The sequence below is a fragment of the Polaromonas sp. genome (assembly GCF_030680935.1).
In the GTDB taxonomy this organism is placed as follows: Bacteria; Pseudomonadota; Gammaproteobacteria; order Burkholderiales; family Burkholderiaceae_C; genus Polaromonas.
Genome location: NZ_JAUXUP010000038.1, coordinates 122,554 through 147,472, shown reverse-complemented (window position 1 = coordinate 147,472; position 24,919 = coordinate 122,554). Strand labels below are relative to the sequence as shown.

Below are 24,919 nucleotides of genomic sequence, written 5' to 3'. Positions count from 1 at the left end.
GAGAACTCCCGGTTATTTCACGCGGTTGTATTCGTTTTGCCCGGCCTGGGTGCGCGTCTTGAGCTGCTCCTCCCAGGCGGCCTTGTCTCCAGCCTTCCAGCCGGGCGCGTTGTAGGCGCTGCCCGCGCCGGTCACACTCTGAAAGGCGGCCGCATCACTTTTGACACCGGCAGCGGTCTGCGGCTTGTCGCCGCAGGCGGCCAGACCCAGGGCGGCGGCACTGATGAGGACAAGGCGCATCATGATTTGACTCCGTTGGCTGGCGGCTGACCGGCCTGTTTGGAGCCGTAGGCCGTGCCCCAGCCCCAGACCTCTGCGCCTTTGCCGCGCTGCACCACCCGGTTGCGAAAGATGTCTGCCACCACATCGCCGTCACCGGCGATCAGGGCCTTGGTCGAGCACTGCTCGGCGCAGGCCGGCAGTTTGCCTTCTGCCAGCCGGTTGCGGCCATACTTTTCGAACTCAGCCTGGCTGCCATGGACCTCGGGGCCACCTGCGCAGAAGGTGCATTTGTCCATCTTGCCACGCACACCAAAAGTGCCTTGCGATGGAAATTGTGGCGCACCAAAGGGGCAGGCATACGAGCAGTAGCCGCAACCAATACAGACATCCTTGTCGTGCAACACCACACCCTCGTCGGTGCGGTAAAAACAATTGACCGGACACACTGCCATGCAGGGTGCATCGCTGCAATGCATGCAGGCCACCGAGATGGATTTTTCACCGGGCACGCCGTCGTTGAGCGTCACCACGCGGCGGCGATTGACACCCCACGGGACTTCGTTTTCGTTTTTACAGGCCGTGACACAGCCGTTGCATTCGATGCAGCGCTCGGCGTCACAGACAAATTTCATGCGTGCCATGGTTATGCCCTCTCCACATTACAGACGGTTGTCTTGGTCTCTTGCATCATCGTCACGCTGTCGTAGCCGTAGGTTGTGGCCGTGTTGATGGCTTCGCCACGCACGATAGGCGCCGCGCCGTTGGGGTAATAGGCCAACATGTCCGCACCCTGCCAGCGACCAGAAAAGTGGAATGGCAGGAAAACGGTGTCGGGGCCTACCCGCTCGGTCACCATGGCCTGAACGTTGATGCGTGCGCCGGTTGGCGTGCTGACCCAGGCTCGCTCACCATTGCGTATGCCTTTGTCGGCCGCCACTTTGGGATTGATCTCGATGAACATTTCCTGTTGCAGCTCGGCCAGCCAGGGGTTGGAGCGGGTCTCCTCGCCACCACCTTCGTACTCCACGAGGCGCCCCGAAGTCATGATCAGGGGGTACTTCTCGTGCACCTTGTCGGCCAGGTTTTTCTGCTGGATGGTTTTGTACAGCGTGGGCAGGCGCCAGAAGGCTTTTTTGTCGTCGTGTGTGGGGTACTTGGCCATGAGGTCCGGCCGGTTGCCGTACAGGGGCTCGCGGTGCTGCGGAATCGCATCCGGGAAGTTCCAGACCACCGCACGCGCTTTGGCATTGCCGAAAGGATGGCAGCCATGTCCCTGCATGAAGACGCGCATCATGCCTCCGGAAGAGTCGGTCTTCCAGTTCTTGCCTTCTGCGGCGGCTTTTTCGGGCTCCGTCAACTCGTCCCACCAGCCGAGCTTTTTAAGCAGCAAGTGATCAAGCTCCGGATACCCGGTCTGCAGGTCGGCCCCTTTGGAGTGGGAACCGTCTTCAGCCAGCAGATTTTTGCCTTCGCGCTCGACACCAAAGTTGGCGCGGAAGTTACCGCCGCCGTCCATCACATGTTTGGAGGTGTCATACAGGTTGGGCGATCCAGGATGCTTCAGCTCGGGTGTGCCGAAACAAGGCCATGGCAAACCGAAGTAATCGCCCGTGGTGTCGTACCCGGTTTCCTTGTCTTTGCCACCTTTGGATTTGAGCGTCTTGACATCAAACAAATGCATGTTGCGCATGTGCGCTTTCAGGCGCTCCGGGCTCTGCCCGGTGTAACCAATGGTCCAGACGCACTTGTTGATTTCACGCAGGATGTCTTCGGGCACGGGTTCGTCCATGCCCTTGACCTTCTGCATCTTGTAGTTCTTGGACAGCTCTTTGGCAAAACCGAGCTTTTCGGCGAGCTGGTGCATGATCATGTGGTCGCTGCGGCTTTCCCACAGCGGCTCAATGACTTTCTCACGCCACTGGAGCGAGCGATTGGATGCGGTCACCGAGCCACTGGTTTCAAACTGGGTGGCCGCCGGCAGCAGATAAACGGCACGATTCGGATTGAGGTCTTCGGCCTTGCCAGGCATCGCCGCCATGGCGGCTGTGGCCGAGGGGTAGGGATCAATCACCACCAGCAAATCGAGCTTGTCCATCGCCCGCTTCATTTCCAGACCCCGCGTCTGCGAGTTGGGTGCATGGCCCCAGAACACCACGCCACGCAGGTTGGAATCCTGGTCGATCAGTTCATTTTTTTCCAGGACACCATCGATCCAGCGCGATACCGTGATGCCAGGTTTGCCCATCATGGCGGGCGAGGCATAGCGCCCCTTGATCCAGTCGAAGTCAACGCCCCAGGTTTTGGCGAAGTGTTTCCACGAGCCTTCTGCCAGGCCGTAATAACCAGGCAGCGAGTCGGGGTTGGGGCCGACGTCGGTCGCGCCCTGCACGTTGTCGTGGCCGCGGAAAATATTCGTACCGCCACCAGACACCCCGACGTTGCCAAGCGCCAGCTGCAAAATGCAGGACGCGCGCACCATGGCATTGCCAATCGTGTGCTGGGTCTGGCCCATGCACCAGACAATCGTCGAAGGCCGGTTTTTGGCCATCATCTCGGCCGCCATGTAAACCTTGGCTTCTGGCACACCACAGGCTTCCTCGACCTTGTCGGGCGTCCATTTGGCCAGCACATCGGCCTTGACCTTGTCCATGCCATAAACACGGTCGTTGATGTACTTGGTGTCTTCCCAGCCGTTCTTGAAGATGTGATACAGCATGCCGAACAGGAAGGGAATGTCGGAGCCGGAGCGAATGCGGATGTATTCGTCGGCCTTGGCGGCGGTGCGCGTGAAGCGCGGGTCCACCACCACCATCTTGCAGCCGGTCTCTTTCGAATGCAGCATGTGCAGCAGGCTGACGGGATGTGCCTCGGCGGCGTTGGAGCCAATGTACAACGCACACTTGCTGTTCTGCATGTCGTTGTAGGAATTGGTCATGGCGCCGTAGCCCCATGTGTTGGCCACGCCGGCCACCGTCGTGGAGTGGCAGATGCGCGCCTGGTGGTCGCAGTTGTTGGTGCCCCAGAAGCTGACGAACTTGCGCATCAGGTAGGCTTGTTCGTTGTTGTGCTTGGAAGAGCCCACCCAGTACACCGAATCCGGGCCACTGGTCTTGCGCAGCTCCTGCATGCGGGCGGTGATCTCGTTAAGCGCCGTGTCCCAGCTGATACGTTCGTACTTGCCGTTGACCAGCTTCATCGGATAACGCAGGCGGTATTCGCCGTGGCCGTGCTCACGCAGCGCTGCACCTTTGGCACAGTGCGCGCCCAGATTGATGGGCGAGTCAAACACCGGCTCCTGCCGCACCCACACGCCGTTTTCCACAACCGCATCAACCGCACAACCGACAGAGCAGTGGGTGCACACAGTGCGCTTGACCTCGATCTTCCCGGTGCCGTCACCGGCACCCGGTGTCGCGGCTTTGGCTTTTTTGACAAGTGTCAGTTGCGTGGCCGCCAGACCCACGCCGACGCCCAGACCGGAGCGACGCAAAAATGCGCGACGGTCCATCGTGGGAAGCGCGTTGGACAGTCCGCGCGACAGGCTTTGAACAAACCGTGCCGACCCTGCGCGTTGCGCCTGATCGCCGTGAATACCGTGAGATTTTTTCGTGAGCAGCATGGAGCTCTCCGTAAGAATGAAACCGGGATGGGCTTGAGACTAGATGCGGGTGGTGCGGTAGTAGTGCTTGACGTGATCCGACAGGCTGTAGCCGCCGCCTTTTTCAGGCGCTGGCTTGGGCTCGGGAAGCGAAGCCTGCGGAGCGCGGACCCCGGGCAGGGCCACCGCGACGGCGGCTGCGGCACCGGTCGCGGCGGCGCCGAAAAAGAAACCCCTGCGCGAGGGTTTTGGCTGGCTGTCCTGCATGGTTGTCTCCAAGGAAGCTTGCTATGAAGCAGTTTGCATACTTACTAACTGCTGTACTTTACGCCAGACCTGAATACCCGACAATGCTTTACGGACGGTCAATGGGGGGCCTACGGGAAAACGATAGGGCAACTTGGTTTTAACCGAAATCACCGTAATCAGACAAAAGTGTCGCATTCTGAGAACTCTCGCACTCGGCGCTGAGCTGACTCACACCAACATGTCGAACCCCTGGGTTTCGACGCTGATGAATGCCTGGGTAAAAGCCGCCAGGCTGCGGTAAAAATCTGCCTTGGGATGGGCCTGCATGGCATCGCAGAGCGCGCTGACCCAGGGTTGGAGGTGGCGTGAAAAAAACTCGCGCTGGCGCGTCAGGTTGGCCACCTCCACATCGTCACCGGCAATCAGGTAACGCATGACCTCGCACAGGTAGGCGATGTGGTCTTCGGTTTCGGCCATGGCCTCGTCGCGCGCCAGGCCCAGGGCCGCCAGGTCGGTGCGCAGCGCGGCAAGCGGTTTCTCATTGAGAAAGCCGCTGAGATAGTGCGAACCAAAAAGATAGACCTCGGGTCTGCCCACGCCTCCGAACAGGGTGTCGTATTCACGCCGCACTGCATCCTCGGGAAGCCGCCGGGCTACGGCCACCAGCTCTCGCCATGAAGCTTCCAGCATCGCGCCAGCGGCGGGCGCCTCGGTGACGGCCACACGGAGCTTTTCGGACAGCTGGACCGAAGGCGGCGCGTAATACAGTGCAGCGAGCAGCCCGTAGATTTCTGCGCGCGCAGTTTCTTCGTCGAGGCCGGACGGCGAGAGTTGGGCTTGTTGCGTCATGGGGTACGGGTGAAAATCGTTAGCGGATATCGGTGATCTTGACTTCGTTGTCGGCCGAGTAGATGTCGATCACGCGGCAGTCGCTGCACATCTTGAGCCGGTCCGCCGCCGCGCCCTGGAACATGGCGTGGCCAGCGAGCTTGCCAAGCATGGACTCGATGGCCTTGAGCGTGCCGAAGGGCTTGCTGCAGCGTATGCACTGGTAGGGCTGGGATTCATTGAGCACACGCGCCTCCTTGCGCTGCGGCGTCAAGAGCAGGCGCGGCTGCAGCGTGATGGCATCTTCCGGGCAGGTGGTGGCACACAGCCCGCACTGCACGCAGTTTTTCTCGATGAACTTCAGCTGCGGCCGCTCCGGGTTGTCCTGCAAGGCACTGGCAGGACAGGCACTGACGCAGCTCAGGCACAAGGTACATGCATCTTTATTGACCAGCAGACTGCCAAAAGGTGAGCCTTTGGCCGGGAGTTCGATCTCTTCGGGCAAGGGCGCGCGCGCCTGTGTGATCAGGTGGTCCAGCGCCATGTCCAGGGTGCTGCGTTTTTCCTGGGCTACCGCAAACCTGGCCGGGACCGCCGGGCCCACCGGCTGCTGGCGTGCCAGTTGCTGCAGGCCGGCATCGAGGGCTGCCACAGCGCCCGCATCGGGATCGGACGGGCCTTTGAGCAAATGAAAATGTGTTCCGGCGTAACCCATGCCGGTGAGGACAGCCTGCGCCACCGCCATCTGTTCAGCCAGCCCCACCTGATACGCCGGCGCTTCTTCGTCGGTGACCAATACCGCCACCTGCGATGCACCGAACGCGATGGCACTGAGCCACAGGTCCAGTCCGACACTGGCGGTGTGCCACAAGGCCAGAGGAATGACGTTGGCAGGCACGCCTTGCACTTCTTTTTGCAGCCGGGCGGCGCGCCCCAGGGCTTCCACCGCCTGTTGGCCCCTGCCCTGGCTGTGCAGCAGCAGCACCGGCTGGCGCCCGCCGGCCTTGGCATAGGTGGAGAGCAGCGTCTTGAGCCTGACCCCCTGCTCACTGGCACGCGGGTAGGCATAGGTCAGCGCCCCCGTCGGGCAAACCGTGGTGCAGGCACCGCAACCGATACAAAGGTTGGGGTTGACAACAATCTGCTGGCGCTCTTTCTGGCTGCTCACCGCCCCTGCCGAACAGATGTCGATGCAGGCATTGCAGCCCACCGTCTCATTGCGACTGTGGGCACACAGTTTTTGCTTGTAGGCAAAAAATTTGGGTTTCTCAAACTCGCCCACCATGTCACGCAGCTTCACCACAGTAGGCAGCAAACCGGGGGACGCCAAACCCATCGATGCATCCAGCGCAAAGTAACCTTGCGGCGGCGCATGCAAGGCCACCAGCGGTTTGGCGCCCAGATCGAGTACCAGGTCGAAGGCCTCGCTGAGCGCCTGCGGCTCGCGGCCGAAATCAATCGCACCCGCCACCTTGCAGGCCGCGACGCAATCGCGGTGAGAGGTGCATTTGCTGCTGTCGATCTGGTAGCTGAGGTCGATCGCCCCTTCCGGGCAAACGGCCACGCAGGCATTGCAACGGGTGCACAGGTCCAGGTCAATCGGGTTGGTTTTCTCCCAGCTCGCCTCAAACGCGCCCAACCAGCCCTTGAGAGCGAGTTGGTCGCCACTGAGCACCGGGTACTTGCGCTCCTGCGCAGGAAACCCGGCCTGCGGCTGGCTGGAAACGCCCTGCGCAAAAATGGTCACATCCAGCGTGTCAGCGACCAATGCTGCGACCTGCTCGGCCTGGTCCAGCGCGCCGACAATGAGCAGCCGCCCTGCACTTTTGTAGGTAACGGTGGCCACCGGTTCAGCGTCGGGCAAATGCGCGGCCGCCAGCAGCGCAGCCATTTTGGGCATCGCGCGTGCAGCGTCCTTGCTCCAGCCGCCGGTTTCCCGGATGTTGACAAACTTGATGACGGAGGTCGCACCCGGGGTCTGTTGATCCACTTCTGCAAAGAGGCGCTTTTCCTGGGTGCAGGCGACCACGACGTCATCGCCGGATTGCACCGCCTTCTGGAAGGTGGCCGCCTCGCGCCGACACAGCGCTGAATGCAGCGTCAGGGTTTCGTTAAGTGCTGCGCCCAGCGCCTGGGGCTGGAGCGGCATGGTCTGGTTGCAGTCGCAAATCAATGTGGGCATGGTTTTCCTGGCTGGCGCGGCAGTCCGTCGGGGACTCGGGCTGGCTGGTCGGTTCGGTAGCTAGGGGTGTCGGGTCAGCGGGCTCGTGGCCTTGAGACGACTGTGCCACGGTTTCATCCGCAGGCTTATTCGCATTTTCCCGTGGTGAAGGAGCAGGCACTTCCCCTGCTGCCTCGTCCGGCTTGTCTTCATCGTCAAACAACTTGAGAAACTTGGCGCTCGCCATCTGGCGCAGCATGGACTCGGGAATCGGGTCGGATTTGGAATAGTCGTCGATGTAGATGTCCAGGCCATCCATCACGTTGAAGTGCGGGTCGGCAAAGAGCTTTTTCATGGCTGCGTTGCGCACGTCCGGGCCCACGTCATTCGCCATGAAGGGCTTGAAGTCAGAGTCCTTGTTGAGCAGCTTCACGTCGTCAAGGGTCAGCAATTTCCTTTCTTCAACAGGTGCTTCACCAATCACTGGCTCAGGTACTGGGGCTGGCGTGACGGTCAGCGGGTTTTCGGCAGCAGGTGGTACCAGCGCCGGCTCGGCCAGTGGTTTGCCCTGTAGCACATCGGTCTTGCGCCTGGACCAGCGCCCCAGAAACCCGGGCGAGTCTTCAGCCATGGCCGCCTCCACCCATCTTTTTGTCGGTGCTCACCCGGGCCGGGTTGCCAAAACGGTCCTGTAGCGGTTTGAAGCTTTGCGGGCGCTGTCGGCGTTTGGCCTCCAGCACATAGTGCGCATCGACAAAAGCCTGCATCCACTCGACCACATCGCGCGGGGCTGGGACCTGCTCGACGGTTTCCTGCGCGTCCAGCCAGCGACCTGCGTCGTGGTAACTCAGGGTCACGGTCTGGGGCACGGGGACCGGCTCGTTGGCCAGCAGCGCCTCTTCCTCCATGCGCCAGACCACCCAGAAACAGGGCTGAGGCGTGCTGACGTTGAGGTAATAACCTTCGGCATCGTCGGTGAACAGCTCGACCTTGAAGCCGGGGTGCAGCCAGCGCTCTTCCTGATCGTCCTTGAGCAGCAGGCGCGGCTGCGTGCCAAAGCTGTCCTCGTGCGGCACGATGTCGGCGAGCGACCAGCGCCAAGGTTGCCAGCGGTTGTCAATGCGCTCGCGCCGCATGACGACCGCCACCGAAACGCAAGGGCGGCGAAGGGTCTCATCCGCACCGGGAGACTGCAAGGCAAATTCAGACATATCTGCAGTGTACGGCGACCGTCACGCGTCTTTTGGGCACGACTCTTTTGCCGCCTACCCGCTTAAAGGTCATGGGAAGCACTGGCGCCATAGCCCACCAACGCAGCGGCTTCGCCTCCCGCACGAATGGCCACCGCGCAATATTTGAACTCGGGAATTTTGCCGAACGGGTCCAGCGCCGCATTGGTCATCAGATTGGCCGCAGCCTCGTGATAGGCAAACGGGATGAACACGGCACCGGAGGGCGTGCCATCATCACGCCGCACGTGCAGGGCGACCGACCCGCGCCGTGACTGCACCGTCACCACGTCGCCCGGTACCAGTCCCAAAGCCAGCATGTCCGCGCCGCAGAGAGATGCCGTGGCCATAGGCTCAATCGCATCCAGCACCGCAGCGCGCCGCGTCATGCTGCCGGTGTGCCAGTGCTCCAGCTGGCGCCCGGTGATCAGCACAAACGGGTAGTCGGCATCGGGTCGCTCGTTGGCCGGGATGATTTCGGCGGGCACCAGATGCACACGCCCATCGCTGGTCGCGAAATGATCGATGAACACGGTGGGCGCCCCGGGGTCGTCTTCGCTCAGGCAGGGGTAGGTCACGCTGGACTCGCGCTGCAAACGCTCCCAGCTGATGCCGGAAATGGCCGTGTGCATGGCCTGCCGCATTTCTTCGTACACCGCCGCCACGCCATCATGATCGCCTGCATAGCTCCAGTTCAGGCCCATGCCCCCGCCGCCGGGCCGCCCCAAGGCGGGGGAGGCCCCCTCGGGGGGCAGCGACGACACGAAGTGCGGCGCGTGGGGGCCAACACGCTGTGCCATCTGCTGGATGATCCACAAATCAGCTTTGGCCAGTCCTGGCGGATCGATCGCCTGCCTGCCCAGTTGCACCATGCGGTCGGTGTTACTGACAGTGCCGGTTTTTTCCGGCCAGGCGGTGGCTGGCAAGACCACATCGGCCAGCCAGGCGGTTTCGGTCATGAAAATGTCCTGCACCACCAGATGCTGCAAACTGGCCAGCGCATGGCGCGCGTGGTTCAGGTCGGGGTCGCTCATGGCCGGGTTCTAGCCCATGATGTTCATGACGAGCACGTTGTTCGGGTCGCTCTCGGGCGCCAGCGCCTTTTGCATGATCTCCACCACGGTGTAGCCGGGTTGCTCGTCCAGCCTGCTTCCCCAAAAGTCTTCAAACCAGCGGTGCGCGTCCGGGTTGTCGACGCGCTGGTAGTTGGGAAACATCATCGGGATCAGGCCTGCGTCGCTGGCGCCCTGCACATTGTTCTGACCACGCAGTGGATGCAGGCCGGACCCCGGCTTGCCGATCTGCCCGGTCACGGCACTCAGGGCAATCAGACAACGCGCGTTGTCGGTGCCGTGCACATGCTGGCTGATGCCCATACCCCACAGGATCATCGCGGCTTTGGCCGTAGCGAAGGCTCGCGCGACCTCGCGCAAGAGGGGTGCCGGGATACCGCAAATCGGCGCCATGGCCTCGGGGCTGTAGGCCTTGACGTTTTCCTTGAGCGCTTCGTAGTTGCTGACGCGCTTCTCGATGAAGTCCCGGTCCACCAGGTTTTCATCAATCACGGTGTAAATCAGCGCATTGAGCATGGCCACGTCGGTGTCGGCCTTGAACTGCAGGGTGCGCCAGGCGTGTTTGCCGATGTCGGTGATGCGCGGGTCGGCCAGTACAATTTTTGCGCCGTTTTTGGCCGCATTTTTCATCCAGGTCGCTGCTACCGGGTGATTGGCCGAAGGGTTGGAACCGATGACAAAAATCAGGTCTGAATGCGCCACGTCATTGACCTGGTTGCTCACCGCGCCAGAACCCACTCCTTCGAGCAGCGCCGCAACGCTGGATGCATGGCACAGGCGGGTGCAATGGTCCACATTGTTCGAGCCAAAACCGGTACGCACCAGCTTCTGGAACAAATAGGCTTCTTCGTTGCTGCCCTTGGCCGATCCGAAACCCGCCAGTGCCTTGTTGCCATGTGTGTCGCGCAAGCCCTTGAGTCCGCCGGCCGCCAGGGCCAGCGCCTCGTCCCAGCTGGCTTCACGAAACACCTGCGACCAGTCGGCGGAGTTGCGGTTAAGTGTTTGCAAGGCAGCAGGGTCTTTGGCTACCTCCGCCTTGCGGATCAGGGGTACGGTCAGGCGCTGCGCACTGTGCGCATAGTCAAAACCAAAACGACCCTTGACACACAGGCGCGACTGGTTGGCCGGGCCGTCGCGCCCGTCCACCCCGACGATCCGGTTGTCCTTGACCTTGTAGCTCACCAGGCAACCGACGCCGCAGAAGGGGCAGACCGAGTCCACCTTTTTGTCCACCACCTGCGAGCCCATCAGTGTTTTCGGCATCAAGGCGCCTGTCGGGCAGGCCTGCACACATTCACCGCAGGCCACACAGCTGCTGCCCCCCATGGCGTCGTCCAGATCAAACACAATTTTGCTGTGCGCCCCGCGCATGGCGTAGCCGATCACATCGTTGACCTGCTCGTCGCGGCAAGCGGTCACACAACGCTTGCACTGGATGCAGGCGTCCAGATTGACCGCCATGGCGGGGTGCGAGATATCGGCGGTCGGTTGCTCGCGGCGCAAGGCCTTCAGCGCAGGCCGAACCGTCACATCCATGCGGTCGGCCCATTCGCTGAGTTCACCATGCTGCAGCGACTCGTCCTGATCACTCCATTTGTAGCCAGTGTCCGGCATGTCCGACAGCAGCATCTCCAGCACCATCTTCTGGCTCTTCAGGGCGCGCTCACTGCTGGCCTGAACGTCCATCCCCGCAGTCACCACGCGGCAGCAGCTGGGTGCCAGTGTGCGTTCTCCCTTGACTTCGACCACACAGGCGCGGCAATTGCCGTCGGGCCGGTAACCGTCCTTGTAGCAAAGGTGCGGAATATCCACGCCGTGGCGCCGCGCAGCCTGGAGGATGGTCTCGCCTTCATAAGCCTGCGCAACGCGACCATTCAGCGCGAAGCTGACCGTGCCAGTGGCCACCGCGGAACCGGCTTCGCCGGGCCGCTGGTGGCGCCCCCTTGAGGGGGAGGCGGCCGCAGGCCGCTTCGGGGGGGAGCTAAATCTCATGGGGGAAATACTTCTGCACACAGCGCACCGGGTTCGGCGCCGCCTGGCCCAGGCCGCAGATCGACGCATCGGTCATCACCACATTGAGGTCTTCCAGCGTTCTGTTGTCCCACACCGCCGCTTCCATCAGTCTGGCAGCTTTGACGGTGCCGACACGGCAAGGTGTGCACTGGCCGCAGCTTTCGTGCGCAAAAAACCGCATCATGTTCAGGGCTGCGTCACGCGCCCTGTCATGGTGGCCCAGCACGATCACCGCCGCCGAACCAATGAAGCCGCCGTGCGGCTGCAAGGTGTCAAAGTCCAGCGGCAGATTGGCGTGGCTGGCCGGAAAAATACCGCCCGATGCGCCGCCCGGCAAGTAGGCATACAGCGTGTGGCCTTCCGCCATGCCGCCGCAATATTCATCCACCAGCTCCTGCAAGGTGATGCCGGCGGGCGCCAGCTTGACGCCAGGCAAGCGCACGCGCCCGCTGACGCTGAAACTGCGCAGTCCCTTGCGACCGTTTCGGCCAAAGCCGCTGAACCATTGCGGGCCTTTTTCAACGATGTCACGCACCCAGTACAGGGTTTCAAAATTGTGCGCCAGCGTGGGCCTGCCAAAAAGACCCAGCTCGGCGATGTAGGGTGGCCGCAGGCGCGGTTCACCGCGCTTGCCTTCCAGGCTTTCGATCATGGCCGACTCTTCGCCGCAGATGTAGGCGCCCGCGCCGCGCCGCAGCTCAATCAGCGGCAGCGGGCACGGTGGGTCGGCCCGCAGTTTGGCCAGCTCGGCCTGCAACATCACGCGGCAATCGTGGTACTCGTCACGCAGGTAGATGTAGCAGGCCTCGGTGCCGACGACCTGCGCCGCAATCAGCACGCCTTCCAGAAAGCGATGCGGGTCGCGCTCCAGCCAGGTCCGGTCCTTGAAGGTGCCAGGCTCGCCTTCGTCAATGTTGACCGTCATCAGGCGAGGTCCGGGCTGGCCCTGGACGATGCGCCATTTGCGGCCCGCCGGAAACCCCGCACCACCCAGACCGCGCAGGCCCGAGTTTTCCATCGCCTCCAGCACCGTCTCAGCATCTTCCTCCCCGTTGACCACGGCTGCGGCCAGGCCGTAGCCGCCATGGGCGCGGTAGGTGGCGTAGTCGGTAAAGGCTGGCAGCACCCCGCTTACCTCGCACGCGGAGCCCGGCACACTTTTTTCAGCGTAATCAGACGCTATGAAATTTATAGCTGCTTGCGCTTGAGCGGTATGGGCTGGAAGCCTTTTTATCATCAAGACCAGGCGTTCGGCGGTGGCAAAGGGCACAGCTTGCTGATGCACCAGCGCTGCCGGCGCCTGCTCGCAGCGACCCAGGCAGGGTGCGGCCACCACCCGCACATCCGCACTGCCCAGCAGCGCCGGCAAACGCGCCAGCAAGTCCTGCGCGCCCGCCAGCTCGCAGGCCAGCCCGTCGCACACGCGCACCGTCAGCCCAGGTGCATGGGCATCACCGCGCAGGATCTCGAAGTGGTGGTAAAAACTGGCGACCTCGTACACCTCGGCCATCGGGATATTCATCTCTTTGGCGAGTGCCACCAGATGTCGCTCATGCAGGCCGCGCCAGGCGTCGTTGAGCTGGTGCAGGTGCTCAATCAGCAGGTCGCGCCGGTGTCCGCCCTCGGGCCGCTCGCCGATCAACGCCCGCACGTCGGCCAGAGACGCCTCATCCGCCTGGCGGCCCTTGAGCCTGCTTTTGCGACGAATTGTCGCGCGCATGTCGTCCAGCGTGGCAATGGCCACAGTGGGGACGGCGTCAAGGGGAGCAGCAAGGGCAGGCATGCCGCACTGTCGCCGCTGGCGCTGCCCGCGTCAAATAGAAATCATGTATGCGCTGATTCAGGCGCTGAATGCAATGCGCCGCTGTGCCGGGCGGCGTGGCGCAGCCAGGCGCTGTCCTGCGCCAGCACCAGGGCGGCTTGCAAGGCGCGCGAGGGGCTGGCCTTGCTGAGGCTGAAAAAGCCCACGGCCGTTGTCAGTTCAGGCCCCACCAAAGGCAGGGCCTCCAGCTCGGCATAACTGCGCACGGCGCCGACCAGCGCGCCGGGCAGGATGCTGCAAACATCACCGGCGACCACACTCAGCGCCAGCGCGAGAATCGAGTTGGTCTGCATCACCGGCGTGACCTGCAGGCCCAGCCCCGCAAAGGCTCTGTCCACAATGCTGCGGTTGTGCATATCGGGCGTCAGCAGGCACAGCGGCAACTGCGCCGCATCGCGCCAGGCCATGGGCAGGCCCAGATGCAGTTGGGTGCGGGTCGTGTCAGCCGCGCGGCGTACCAGAAAGTAGTGCTCGGTGTATTGCGGCAGCAACTCGAAACGCTGGCTGCGCAGGTTCAGGCGTTCAGCAAAACCCAGGCCCAGATCGAGCGAGAGGTTTTCCAGGCCCAGCTCGATCTCCTGCGAGCTGAGTGAGCGCAACACAGGCGAAATACCGGGGTGGTGCTGGCGCAGTTGCGCCGCAAAATGGGTGGCTATTGGTACAGCCGTAGGCACCACACCGAGTTGCAGCGTGCCCTGCGGCTGGCTGGCGCTGCTGCGCAGTTCCTGTTGCAGCAGTTCATGCTCGTGCAACATGCGCTGCGCTGTGGCCAGTACCTGCTCTCCCTCGGGCGTCAGGCCGGCATAGGTGCGGCCACGCTTGACGATGCTTATGCCAAACTCTTTTTCCAGCGCACGCAAGGCGTTGGACAGCGCCGGCTGGGTGATGTGGCAGGACTGCGCGGCGCGCGCATAGTGCCTGTGCTCACTCAGGGCGACCAGGTAACGCAGCGCCGCCAGCATGTTCATGGGTGGGCGCCAACACGCATCAGGTGTCCTTGGATATCTTGATGGTCGGAAATTTCGCGGAAAAGTCCTTGGCCTTGGCGGCGATGGTGATGGCCACCTGGCGCGCGACGGCCTTGTAAATACCGGCCACCTCGCCATCCGGGTCGGCCACCACGGTGGGCCGTCCGTTGTCGGCCTGCAGGCGGATTTGCATGTCCAGCGGCAGCGCTCCCAGGTAGGCCATGTTGTAGTCGGCCGCCATCTTCTTGCCGCCGTCTTCGCCAAAAATGTGTTCGCTATGGCCGCACTTGCTGCAAATGTGCACCGCCATGTTTTCGACGATGCCGAGAATGGGCACACCGACTTTTTCAAACATCTTGATGCCTTTTTTGGCATCGAGCAGCGCGATGTCCTGCGGCGTGGTGACAATCACCGCACCGGTCATGGGAACACGCTGACTCAGCGTGAGCTGGATATCGCCGGTGCCGGGCGGCATGTCCACAATCAGGTAGTCCAGGTCGCGCCAGTTGGTCTGGCGCAGCAACTGCTCCAGCGCCTGGGTGGCCATCGGGCCGCGCCAGATCATGGCTTCGTCCTGCGCCACCAGAAAACCAATCGACATCACCTGGATGCCGTAGTTCTCCATCGGCTCCATGTTTTTGCCGTCAACGCTCTCGGGCCGGCCCTCGATACCCATCATCATCGGCTGGCTGGGGCCGTAAATGTCGGCGTCGAGCAGGCCCACACTGGCGCCCTCGGCGGCCAGCGCCAGCGCCAGGTTGACAGCGGTGGTGCTTTTGCCCACGCCGCCCTTGCCAGAGGCCACAGCGACAATATTTTTGACGTTGGGCAGCAACTGCACGCCACGCTGCACGCTGTGGCTGGCAATCTTGAAACCCACGTTGACCGATACATTGCCCACACCAGTCACGCCCTTGGTGGCGTTGATCAACAGCTTGCGGATGCCGGCGAGCTGGCTCTTGGCCGGGTAGCCGAGTTCCACGTCGAAAGCCACATCGTCACCGCTGACCTGCAGGTTTTTCAGCGCCTTGGTGCTGACAAAATCCTTGCCGGTGTTGGGGTCCAGCACGCCTTGAAGTGCGTTCAGGAGTGCCTGTTGTTCTACTGCCATGGGGAAAAGTCTCCGATTGATTCTGACAAGGTGGCCGGTGTCGCCGCAATTGCAGTCAAGTCTAACGCCGCAGGCCAAACCGGTGAACTGCGGGGGCTTGCGGCCGCCGTTTGCGCCCGCCCGACTTAAAATCGCCGGTTAGCCTCCAAAGCCACAAAGCATCCTTATGTCCCAGCGCCGCCTTTTTGTCACCACCGCCCTGCCCTACGCCAACGGCAACTTTCACATCGGCCACATCATGGAGTACATCCAGGCCGACATCTGGGTGCGTTTCCAGCGCATGCAGGGCCATGCGGTGAACTTTGTCGGCGCCGATGACGCGCATGGCGCGCCCATCATGATTGCCGCCGAAAAGGCTGGCAAGACGCCGCAGCAGTTTGTGGCCGACATCGCCGCCGGCCGCAAGCCCTATCTGGACGGCTTTCACATCAGTTTTGACAACTGGCATTCGACCGACGCGCCGGAGAACCACGCGCTGGCGCAGCAGATCTACCGCGACTTGCGCGACAACGCGGATGGCTCGCTGATTGAGACCAAAACGATTGAGCAGTTTTTTGATGCCGAAAAAAACATGTTTTTGCCGGACCGCTACATCAAGGGCACCTGCCCCAAGTGCGGAACCAAAGACCAGTATGGCGACAACTGCGAAAACTGCGGTGCTGTGTATGCACCTACAGATTTGATCAACCCCTATTCAGCCTTGTCGGGCGCAACCCCTGTTCTCAAAAATTCAGAACACTTTTTCTTCAAGCTGTCTGACCAGCGCTGTGTGGACTTTCTGGAGAAGTGGACGCAGGACGGCAAGCTTCAGCCCGAGGTAGCCAACAAGGTCAAGGAGTGGTTCAGCGTTCGAACCAATCCCGATGGCAGCCAAAGCGAAGGCCTGGGCGACTGGGACATCAGCCGCGATGCGCCCTACTTCGGCATCGAGATCCCCGATGCGCCTGGCAAGTACTTTTATGTGTGGCTGGACGCGCCGGTCGGTTACCTCGCGTCACTGAAAAACCTGCTCGACAAGCGTGGTGAAAGCTACGACGACTACATGGCCGACCCGGCGCTGGAGCAGTACCACTTCATCGGCAAGGACATCGTCACCTTCCACACCCTGTTCTGGCCGGCCATGCTGCACTTCAGTGGCCGCAAGACACCGGACAACATCTTTGTGCATGGTTTTCTGACGGTCAACAACGGCGAGAAGATGAGCAAAAGCCGCGGCACCGGCCTGGACCCGCTCAAGTACCTGAGTCTGGGCATGAACCCGGAGTGGCTGCGTTACTACCTGGCGGCCAAGCTCAATGCGAAGAATGAAGACATTGATTTCAACGCCGATGACTTCATGGCGCGGGTGAACAGCGACTTGATTGGCAAGTATGTGAACATTGCAAGCCGCGCTGCCAAATTTTTACCGGACGGGAAGTTTGTGGCTTCGCCCGAGCAGTCACACATCAGTTCCACAGACCTTCTGAAGCAGGTGCGTGAATATCTGGAACAGCGCGAGTACGGCAAAGCCTTGCGGGAAGTGATGGCCTTTGCGGACAACGTGAATTCGCGTTTTGACGCCGCCGCACCCTGGAAGTTGGTCAAAGAAGGAAAGATTGAACTGGCTGCGGAAAAGAGCTCCGAGGCGCTTCAAATGTTCCGGGTCATGTCGGCCTGCCTCAAACCTGTGATGCCCGGCGTTGCCGCGGCAGTTGAAAAATTTCTGCAATGCGCTCCGTTGAATTTTGAGAATGCAGCTGTTGCGCTTCCTGTGGGTCACCAAATTGGCGACTACCAACACCTCATGCAGCGGGTAACTCCAGAGCAACTCGATGCATTGTTTGAGCCTCCAGCCCTTTCCACGCCTGCCAAAGCAGCTATTGAAAGCATAGCGCCCGGCGGCGAAGCCATCGCCCCCAGCATCCCCATCGACGACTTCAGCAAGATCGATCTGCGCATTGCGCTCATCGTCAATTGCGAAGCCGTGGAAGGCTCAACCAAGTTGCTGCGCCTGACGCTGGACGTCGGTGAGGGCAAAACACGCAACGTCTTCAGCGGCATTGCCAGCGCCTACAAACCAGAGCAACTGATCGGCAAACACACGGTCATGGTCGCCAACCTCGCGCCGCGCAAGATGAAGTTTGGTCTCAGCGAAGGCATGGTGCTGGCCGCCAGCCATGCCGACGAAAAAGCCGCACCTGGCATCTTTGTGCTGGAGCCCTGGCCGGGCGCCACCCCGGGCATGCGTATCAGGTAACAAAGCGCAGTGCTTTGCCTGGCCGCGCCGCCAGCTCGGTGACCACACCTTCCAGCGCTAGCAACAAGGCCTCCACGTCCTGCATCTGATAAGGTGCAGCGGCAATGCCGACTTTGAGCTGCAGCACAGCACCCGGCGGCAACACACCGCTGGGGGCCAATCCGCGCGCAATCAGGCGCTGGCCTATGGTCGAGATGTCGTCACGCTCCATCCGGCCCTGCAAAATCAGCACAAAATCACCGTCACGGTGGCGCGCCACGGTGTCGCCTTCCCTGACCACCTGGTTGATGCAGGCGCCCGCATGAACCAGCGCCATCTGCGCCACCTGCAAGCCATATTCGGCGCGGATGTCGTGGATATTGCCGATACGCACACGGATCACCACACCGGCGCCTGGGTCGCGCGGCCGATGCTCCAGCAGATGCGCCAGACGCTGCAGCATGACCTGGTGGTTCGCCACACCCGTGAGTGGGTCGGCCGTGGCCATGGCACCCACTCGCGCCTGGGTGGCACGCTGGCCCCGACTGCGCAAATACAAGGCGATCAGCAGCAGGGGAATTTCGACAGCGGCGCCCAGCTGTGCGCCGTATTGGGTCATGAAGGAAACCGGCAGCATCTGCATGTTGCGCAGGACGGGGAACACCGCCCCGGCCAGCAGGGCCAACATGCCTGCCAGCACCCACAGGCCCACGCGTGGCACGCGCCAGGTGTACCAAAGCGCAGCGCCCAGGTAAACCGCAAAACTGGCGAGGTAAAAGGGGCCGCTGATGGTAAAAAACGGATCGCGCCCGACAAACAGAAAACCCAGCGCCAGCCCGGCACCGACCGCAGCCATGGCCAGCATCAGGCCGGTGGCCCAGCGGGCGCCGCGCTCAAGCACCAGCTCCCGCAAGAAAAGATGGCCCAGCGCCACCCCGGTGACTGGCAGAACGTTGGACGCCACGTCGTTCCACCAGGCGCTGCCGGGCCACAAATACTCACCGGCCAGGCCGGTCAGCGAAAGCTGGCCGAAGGTGATGAACAGCACGTAGGCGGCGTAATAGAGATGTATCGAGTCGCGCAGCACATAAGCGTTGACCATGCAGATCAAAATCACAAGCGCCATCAGCCCTACGTAGGCACCCAGAAAGAAATGCCAGCGTTTGCCGGACTCCTGGAAATCGCGAGTACTCCAGACGGACCAGCGCACACTGATGGGGTGACTGTGCTGAACCCGCAGGTAGCTGGCGCGCACCTCACCCGGTTGTTGCACCAATTCAAACGCCGGGTACAGGTAAGGCAGGGGCCATTGCGCCACCGGGATCGAATCGCCCGAACGCTCGACGCCCCAGCCACCATCGGCCGCAGGCCGGTAGAGATCGACCCGGTTCATGCCCGGGTGCGGCAGCGCCAGCACCAGCGGGGTTGGCACACTGACCACAGGCAGCGCCAGCCGGTACCAGACGGCGGTGTTGCCGCCAGTGGGCATGATGCGCCCGGCGTCGGCGGGCTCGGACTCGCCCAGCATAAAGCGTTGCTCGATCTGCGCCAGCGTTTGCTGGCCCGACCCATCAATCACCACTTGGGCAGCGCCCTGCTGGCCCATCCACCCGGGGCCAGCTGCCTGATCGGTCTGGGCCACAGCGGGGCCGCCCATCCCCAGCACGCAGGCGGCCATGGTCAGACAAGCTAGGAGTCTGCGCGGCATGAGGAGCGACTGGATAAAACTGGCATGAAGCGTGCGACAGCGCCTTAAGATAGCCCGACAGGTATCTGAAACCCAACCAAAAGACAGGTGTTTACTTTAACAAGGGCTTGCCGCTCTGACCATCCTCCAGTTGCAGGATGACCAACCGGCTTATCCCGCTGGACACTACCTACCGATGAACTTACCCGCCTACCTGGCGCCATTTCGGCCACGCATTGGCCCGGCCCTGAAAAATTACACGCGGGAGCGCTTTGGCAAAGATGTAGGCGCAGGCCTGACCGTCGGCATTGTGGCGCTGCCGCTGGCCATGGCGTTTGCGATTGCCTCGGGCCTGTCGCCGCAGGCGGGCATCTGGACGGCCATCATTGCAGGCGGACTGATCTCGTTGCTGGGCGGATCAGCGGTGCAAATCGGCGGGCCCGCAGGCGCCTTCATCGTGATTGTGTACGGCATTGTCGAGCGTTACGGCCTGCCCAATCTGCTGATCTCCACCGCCTGCGCCGGCGTGCTGCTGTTTTTGCTTGGTTTTCTCAAGATGGGCACCCTGGTGCGGTACGTGCCAGTCAGCATTGTGGTGGGTTTTACCAATGGTATTGCCGTGCTGATTGCCCTGTCGCAGCTCAAGGACTTGCTGGGGCTGCAAATCGGCAAGATGCCGGCTGATTTTTTCTCGCAAATTGCGGCCATCGCCGGCCAGGTCGAAACCCTCAATAGCCACGCCCTGGGGCTGGGCCTGCTGTGTTTTCTGGGGCTGATCCTCTGGCCCAAACTGTTTGTCAGCCGCGCCAGCACCGCCAGCGGCTTCACCGCACGCCTGATCAGCCGTATTCAGGCGGTAGAAGGTGTGCAGCTGTTACGGGCCACACGCGCCGTCTCACGGGTGCCCGGCCCCATCGTCGCCCTGATCACGCTGACACTTCTGGCCTGGCTGCTGGATCTGCCGGTTGAAACCATAGGCTCGCGATTTGGCGGCATTCCACAGGCGCTTCCGGCCTTTGCGCTACCGGCGTTTTCGTGGGAAACCGTGCGCCTGCTGCTGCCTCCCACGATGACCATCGCCATGCTGGGTGCCGTGGAGTCGCTCTTGTGCGCACGCGTGGCCGACCAGCTTTCAGGTCTGCCCAAACACGATCCCAATCAGGAGCTGATGGCCCAGGGTGTGGCCAATTTCATCGTGCCTTTTTTTGGCGGCATGCCGGCCACGGGCACCATTGCCCGCACCGTGACCAATGTGCGCTCAGGCGCCAGCTCGCCGATAGCGGGCATCGTGCATGCACTGGTGCTGGCCGCCATCGTGCTGTTGGCCGCGCCGCTGGCCCTGCATGTGCCGCTGGCGGTACTGGCCGGCATTTTGGTGCATGTCGCCTGGAACATGGGTGAGTGGCGTGAGTTTGTGCACCTGCGGCAGTACAGCAACCACTATCGGCTGCTGATGCTGGGCACTTTTTTTCTCACGGTGGTGTTTGACCTGACGGTAGCTCTACAGGTGGGCCTGCTGTTGGCCTGCGTGTTATTTGTGCGGCGCATGAGCAGTTTGTTTCAGGTGGTGGAGACAGCGCGCACAGACGACTCGGTCCATTTCCAGCTCTACGGCTCGCTGTTTTTCGGCGCAGTGGCCAAAATAGATCCGGTACTGTCTGTGGTTGAAAGCGCGCCGCAAGGCCTGCTGGTGCGCCTGGACGCCCAGTCGCTGCAATCGCTGGACGCATCCGGCCTGGACGTGCTGGGCCAGTTGCACAAGGCGATCACCCTGCGCGGGGGGCGGCTGGTGATCTCGGGGCTGAACGCCCAGCCGCGCGCGGTGATGGAGCGTTCAGGTTTTCTGGCGAAAATAGAAACGCTATAAAAAAAGTAGCTAATTACGCAAGCTGCACAAGGGCTGCAGCCATTTTTCGTATGTAAACTTAACGGCTGGGGCCGGACGGGCCGAGCAGCTCGGCATCCACCGAGGCGCTGCGCACGACGCGCAGGTCGCGGTCAAATACCACGGTGAAAATTCTGGTTGTGTTTGGCGCCGACAGATACCGCCAGTCGTAGTGCGTCTCCTGCTGCAGGGCGTAAGGCGTGACTTTCATCGGCTTTCCCAGCATCTTGCGCACCTGCTCCATTGGCATGCCCGGCAGTACCAGCGCAAAGTTCTGCGGCGTCAGGACCTGGCGCAAGGCGCTCATCCTGCCGTCAGCACCTATGGTGACCATGTAGTTGACCTGTCCCTCGGGCTGGCGGTTGTATTCGAAGGTGCGGGCGCCTGGCTGGGCAGCGGCGCCGGGAAAAGGGTTGCCCGCCAGATCGGCTGCTTCCCAAATTTTCTCGGGCTCGCCAAAACGGGCGCGCACATCGGCCTCGGTGGCAACACCTTCTTCAAGTTCTGCAATACGCTGGGCGTCACACCCGACCAGACCCAGCAAAGCCGACAACAGTCCCATCAGTGCCCATCTCCCCATGCTGCAGCGCCCGCTCGCCGCCGCTCGCCCCGGGAAAGCGAAAAAAGGCAGGTGCATGGTGGTCCCCGGTAAAATCAGCCGATTCAAGTTTCAGGCAGTTTAATCCCATGTCCATCTTCGCCCGGCCCCACTACTCCTCGGAAGCGACCCAGTTCATTGACGAACTCAAGGCGAAAAAGCCCACGCTGGAGGCCGAGCAGCGCCAGGGGCGCGCGCTTCTGTGGGACAAAAAGCTGAGCGCCACAGAGCAGGCCGATTACCTGGACGCCAACGTTGCGCAGCAAGCCTATGTGTATGGCACCAGCGGCCACCCGAACAGCAAATAGTCGAAACATTCAGGTCAAAAAGACCCGCAGCCCATACTGGACGTGCGCAAACAGCTATCAAATTCATAGCTGATGCCACCCCTCCCATGCCCATGACCACCATCACCGAACTTCCGCCCGCCGAGCCAGGCCTGCCGACCGGGGATTTGGCGCTGGCGGGCATGCCGGGGGTGATTGACCAGGTGGCGCTGGCCCGCCTGTATGGTGAGCCGCTGTTTGCGATGCCGCAGGATCTGTACATACCGCCGGACGCGCTACAGGTGTTTCTGGAAGCCTTTGAAGGCCCGCTGGATCTGCTGCTGTACCTGATCCGCAAACAGAACTTCAACATTCTGGACATCCCGATGGCGGCGGTGACGCGTCAGTACCTGGTGTATGTGGATGAAATCCGCAGCACCAACCTGGAGCTGGCGGCCGAATACCTGCTGATGGCCGCGATGCTGATCGAGATCAAGTCCCGCATGTTGCTGCCGCCCAAAAAGGTGGCCGACGGCCAGGAAGCCGAAGACCCGCGCGCCGAGCTGGTACGCCGCCTGCTGGAGTACGAGCAGATCAAGCTGGCGGCGCACAAGCTCAATGAAATCCCGCAGTACGGTCGCGACTTCCTGCGTGCGCAGGTCTATGTCGAGCAGGCGCTGCAGCCGCGTTTTCCCGATATCAGCGTGGTGGACCTGCAGGACGCCTGGCGCGACATCGTCAAACGCGCGCGGCTGGTGCAGCACCACGTGATCTCGCGCGAAGAACTCTCGGTGCGTGAGCACATGAGCATCGTGCTGCGCAAGCTGCAGGGGCAGAAGTTTGTCGAGTTTGAGGCACTGTTTGACCCCACGCGCGGCATGCCCGTGCTGGTGGTCACCTTCATCGCGCTGCTGGAGCTGTCCAAGGAAGGCCTGATCGACGTGACCCAGGCCGAGGCCTATGCGCCTATCTACGTGCGGCTGGCTTACTCGCCCACCTGATCTCGCGCACGGCAGACTCGCCAGCCACGTCAGCGGGCACGAGGCTTCGGTCCCTTGCCGGCATCATCACCACGGTCAGCAAGGTAATTTGACGATTTATCATATTTATCATAATTACTGATTGGTAACTTAAATGTAATTTTAGTGATTCTATTGCGGGTGCGCGGCGTGATGTCCTACAGCTTTTATCAACACCTACAGACACGATGGGTTGAACTTCAGGTGACCCATCATGACTTCGCAGACATCCCGACAGACCCGTGACAGATATCGCACCCCTCTTCCCGCCGTCCTCGCAAGAGGGGCGATCCCTTTCGCGCTGCTGGCACTGAGCCAGGGCCTCCTGGCCCAACAGCTTCCCGGATCGGGAAGCCAGATCCAGCAGCTTCCGCCTGTCCCCGTTCCTCAGAAGGCGGCGCCGGAAATCCGGATACAGCAGGGCAAGGCACCGGTCCGATCCGCGCCCAGCACGGCGAAATTTCTGGTCAAAAGCCTGCAAGTGAGCGGCTCCCGCGTGTATTCCGAAGCCGAACTACTGGCACTGACCGGCTTTGTGCCCAACACCGAGCTGACATTGGGCGAGCTGCAGGCCATGGCTGACCGGATCACTGAGCACTATCGAAAAAACGGCTACTTTGTGGCCCGGGCCTACCTGCCAGCGCAAGATGTCAAGGACAACGCCCTCACGATTGCAGTCAGCGAAGGGCAATACGGCAAGATCGTCCTGAACAACCAGACCAACCTGTCCGATGCCCTGGTCCTCAACATCCTGAGCGGCGTCAACAGCGGCGACCCTATCACCAACGACACCCTGGAGAGCCGGCTGCTGCTGCTTTCGGACCTACCTGGTGTCAATATCTCATCAACACTGGTGCCGGGTGACACGCCCGGCAGCTCTGACCTGGTGGTCACTATCACGCCAGGCAAGCGCGTCAGTGGCAGCGTGGACTTCGACAACGCCGGCAACCGCTACACCGGTGAATATCGCCTGGGCGGGACGGTCAATCTCAACAACCTGCTGGGCCAGGGGGACGTCTTCAGCTTGCGGGCAGTGACCTCGGGGTCGGGGCTCAACTATGGTCGCGCGTCCTACCAGATGCAGTTCGGCAAGGCCACAGCGGGTGTGTCTTACAGCCGGCTGGCCTATGAGTTGGGCAAAGAATTCGCGCCGCTGCAAGCCAATGGCACGGCAGAGGTCGCCAGTGTTTACGGCAGCTACCCGCTGATCCGCTCCCGCAGTACCAACCTCAATGCGGGTCTCACCTACGACCACCGGACCTTCCAGGACCGGGTCGATGTAATCCCTTCGGTCGTTGACAAGAAGGCCAACGTCGTCACCGGAAGCCTGTATGGCAACCACCGCGACGACCTGGGCGGTGGCGGCGTCAGCGCTTTTTCGCTCGGGTTGTCCGCGGGCAACCTGGACATTGAAACCCCAGCCGCACGGGCTGCGGATGCGGCCAGCGCCCGCACCAACGGCTCTTACGGCAAGCTGGCTTTCAGTGCCAGCCGGCTGCAGCGGGTTACTGACACGCTGTCCCTGTTCGCAGGCATCAACGGACAGCTCGCCTCGAAAAATCTGGACTCGTCCGAGAAGATGGTCCTGGGCGGCATGGACGGCGTCAGGGCCTACCCGCAGGGCGAAGCCTTCGGCGACCAGGGCTACCTGGTCAACGTGGAAGCCCGATTGCTCCTGCCAAAGCCGGAAAACATGCCCGGACAGGTTCACCTGATCGGCTTCGTGGACGGGGGAACTGTGACCATCAACAAGAAACCCTGGGCGGCAGGCAATAACCGCCGCAACCTCGCCTCCTATGGCGTCGGACTGACCTGGGGCGAGCCTGGCAATTTTGCAATCAGGACTTACTACGCACGCAAGCTCGGTGACTCGGCCGCCACCTCGGCACCCGATAAAACGGGCCGATTCTGGATTCAGGCCGTGAAGTATTTCTAAGCCCAGCAGACAGATCACCCGCACCGAACAAGCTTGAAG

General features: G+C 61.8%; 18 protein-coding genes and 1 pseudogene. 5 read left to right on the top strand and 14 right to left on the bottom strand.

Annotated features, from left to right (window positions below):
• Window positions 1-12: 12 nt before the first annotated feature.
• The 12 genes and pseudogenes from Q8L50_RS10285 to apbC form a co-directional block, all read right to left on the bottom strand.
• Complete coding sequence (locus Q8L50_RS10285; RefSeq protein ID WP_305348575.1) at window positions 13-243, bottom strand: hypothetical protein; 231 nt, start codon at window positions 241-243, stop codon at window positions 13-15.
• Window positions 240-863 carry a formate dehydrogenase FDH3 subunit beta gene (gene fdh3B / locus Q8L50_RS10280; protein WP_305348574.1) on the bottom strand — a complete coding sequence of 208 codons (624 nt, stop codon included), beginning with the start codon at window positions 861-863 and terminating at the stop codon, window positions 240-242. The genes Q8L50_RS10285 and fdh3B overlap by 4 nt, the downstream gene beginning before the upstream one ends.
• 2 nt (window positions 864-865) lie before the next feature.
• Window positions 866-3,841, bottom strand: a complete 2,976-nt coding sequence (locus tag Q8L50_RS10275) for a formate dehydrogenase subunit alpha (RefSeq protein WP_305348573.1) — start codon at window positions 3,839-3,841, stop codon at window positions 866-868.
• Between the two features lie 39 nt (window positions 3,842-3,880).
• On the bottom strand, window positions 3,881-4,087 hold the full coding sequence (locus Q8L50_RS10270) for a formate dehydrogenase (protein ID WP_305348572.1): 207 nt from the start codon (window positions 4,085-4,087) through the stop codon (window positions 3,881-3,883).
• A gap of 210 nt (window positions 4,088-4,297) precedes the next feature.
• A complete protein-coding gene (locus tag Q8L50_RS10265) occupies window positions 4,298-4,918 on the bottom strand; it encodes a molecular chaperone (protein ID WP_305348571.1) in 621 nt (206 codons plus the stop codon).
• Between the two features lie 19 nt (window positions 4,919-4,937).
• Complete coding sequence (locus Q8L50_RS10260; RefSeq protein ID WP_305348570.1) at window positions 4,938-7,079, bottom strand: 4Fe-4S binding protein; 2,142 nt, start codon at window positions 7,077-7,079, stop codon at window positions 4,938-4,940.
• Entirely contained in the window at window positions 7,009-7,689 is a 681-nt protein-coding gene (locus Q8L50_RS10255) for a DUF3306 domain-containing protein (protein WP_305348569.1), read from the bottom strand. The genes Q8L50_RS10260 and Q8L50_RS10255 overlap by 71 nt, the downstream gene beginning before the upstream one ends.
• Entirely contained in the window at window positions 7,682-8,269 is a 588-nt protein-coding gene (locus Q8L50_RS10250; protein ID WP_305348568.1) for a DUF3305 domain-containing protein, read from the bottom strand. The genes Q8L50_RS10255 and Q8L50_RS10250 overlap by 8 nt, the downstream gene beginning before the upstream one ends.
• A 62-nt stretch (window positions 8,270-8,331) precedes the next feature.
• Window positions 8,332-11,265: pseudogene (locus Q8L50_RS10245) on the bottom strand (molybdopterin-dependent oxidoreductase).
• A 76-nt stretch (window positions 11,266-11,341) separates the two neighbouring features.
• Window positions 11,342-13,156, bottom strand: a complete 1,815-nt coding sequence (locus Q8L50_RS10240) for an NADH-ubiquinone oxidoreductase-F iron-sulfur binding region domain-containing protein (protein ID WP_305348567.1) — start codon at window positions 13,154-13,156, stop codon at window positions 11,342-11,344.
• A 41-nt stretch (window positions 13,157-13,197) separates the two neighbouring features.
• Window positions 13,198-14,163 carry a LysR family transcriptional regulator gene (locus Q8L50_RS10235; protein WP_305348566.1) on the bottom strand — a complete coding sequence of 322 codons (966 nt, stop codon included), beginning with the start codon at window positions 14,161-14,163 and terminating at the stop codon, window positions 13,198-13,200.
• A 19-nt stretch (window positions 14,164-14,182) separates the two neighbouring features.
• Entirely contained in the window at window positions 14,183-15,274 is a 1,092-nt protein-coding gene (apbC, locus tag Q8L50_RS10230; RefSeq protein WP_305348565.1) for an iron-sulfur cluster carrier protein ApbC, read from the bottom strand.
• 166 nt (window positions 15,275-15,440) lie between these two features.
• On the opposite strand from apbC, the gene metG reads away from it, so the two are divergent.
• The gene (metG, locus tag Q8L50_RS10225) at window positions 15,441-17,510 is read left to right on the top strand and encodes a methionine--tRNA ligase (RefSeq protein WP_305348564.1); all 2,070 of its coding nucleotides are present in this window, start codon (window positions 15,441-15,443) and stop codon (window positions 17,508-17,510) included.
• Here the strand turns inward: metG and Q8L50_RS10220 are convergent.
• Window positions 17,503-19,197, bottom strand: a complete 1,695-nt coding sequence (locus tag Q8L50_RS10220; RefSeq protein ID WP_305348563.1) for a 7TM diverse intracellular signaling domain-containing protein — start codon at window positions 19,195-19,197, stop codon at window positions 17,503-17,505. The genes metG and Q8L50_RS10220 overlap by 8 nt on opposite strands.
• A 175-nt stretch (window positions 19,198-19,372) precedes the next feature.
• Between Q8L50_RS10220 and Q8L50_RS10215 the strand changes: the two genes are divergently transcribed.
• Entirely contained in the window at window positions 19,373-21,043 is a 1,671-nt protein-coding gene (locus tag Q8L50_RS10215) for a SulP family inorganic anion transporter (RefSeq protein WP_305348562.1), read from the top strand.
• A 58-nt stretch (window positions 21,044-21,101) separates the two neighbouring features.
• On the opposite strand, the gene bamE is transcribed toward Q8L50_RS10215, so the two are convergent.
• Entirely contained in the window at window positions 21,102-21,623 is a 522-nt protein-coding gene (gene bamE, locus Q8L50_RS10210; RefSeq protein WP_305348561.1) for an outer membrane protein assembly factor BamE, read from the bottom strand.
• A 125-nt stretch (window positions 21,624-21,748) separates the two neighbouring features.
• Here bamE and Q8L50_RS10205 point away from each other — a divergent pair, with 125 nt between their 5' ends.
• The 3 genes from Q8L50_RS10205 to Q8L50_RS10195 all read left to right on the top strand — a co-directional run bounded on the left by Q8L50_RS10205 (window position 21,749) and on the right by Q8L50_RS10195 (window position 24,880).
• Window positions 21,749-21,967 (top strand): DUF3460 family protein, encoded by a 219-nt coding sequence (locus tag Q8L50_RS10205; protein WP_305348560.1) that lies wholly within the window; start codon window positions 21,749-21,751, stop codon window positions 21,965-21,967.
• A 92-nt stretch (window positions 21,968-22,059) separates the two neighbouring features.
• Entirely contained in the window at window positions 22,060-22,926 is an 867-nt protein-coding gene (locus Q8L50_RS10200) for a ScpA family protein (RefSeq protein ID WP_370869780.1), read from the top strand.
• 307 nt (window positions 22,927-23,233) lie between these two features.
• Entirely contained in the window at window positions 23,234-24,880 is a 1,647-nt protein-coding gene (locus Q8L50_RS10195) for a ShlB/FhaC/HecB family hemolysin secretion/activation protein (protein ID WP_305348584.1), read from the top strand.
• Window positions 24,881-24,919: the final 39 nt, after the last annotated feature.